This window comes from Micromonospora sp. DT4 (assembly GCF_049841675.1).
Lineage (GTDB): Bacteria > Actinomycetota > Actinomycetes > Mycobacteriales > Micromonosporaceae > Micromonospora.
Genome location: NZ_JBNCKT010000376.1, coordinates 1 through 520, shown reverse-complemented (window position 1 = coordinate 520; position 520 = coordinate 1). Strand labels below are relative to the sequence as shown.

Genomic DNA, 520 nt, shown 5'->3' with positions numbered 1-520 from the left:
CAGGACATCCACCCGGATAACATCCTTATCCGACCTGGCGGTCAGATCGCCTTGCTCGACTTCGATCACGCCACCATCGCCGAAGACGTCAGCGACTTCGTCAAGATCGACCGATGGTGTTTGCCCGCGGGCGATGACCGCCGGCTCCTGCTGGATGCCTACTGGCGCCAGCGAGGCCAGCCAGCTGACCCGATGTTCGAGCACCGCCTCGCCTTCTACCGCCTGGTTATCCACCTGTCGTACGTCCTGTATTGGCATAACCGTGACAGCACCCAGATCCCCGGATGCGTCGCGGCCCTGCGAAGCGAACTGGAGTAAACATGCCCGCCACGAAACCCACCAACCCAGCGCCCGCGCCGGTCGCCGGCCCCGGCGTGCAGGTCGTCGCCGCCCTACTCCGCCGCGACGACCACATCGTGCTCGTGCAAGAGCAGCGCGACGGTCAGGAGATCTGGTCTATCCCCGGCGGCGGCGTCGAACGCGGCGAACTGCTGACCGAGGCCCTCATTCGCGAGGTACA

General features: G+C 65.4%; 2 protein-coding genes. Both read left to right on the top strand.

Going from position 1 to position 520, the window contains the following annotated elements:
* On the top strand, window positions 1–318 hold a 318-nt coding region (locus ACLQ24_RS30180; protein WP_425895129.1), incomplete at its 5' end, for a phosphotransferase.
* Between the two features lie 2 nt (window positions 319–320).
* Window positions 321–520 (top strand): NUDIX domain-containing protein (locus tag ACLQ24_RS30175; protein WP_425895128.1); only part of this gene is annotated, 200 nt, incomplete at its 3' end.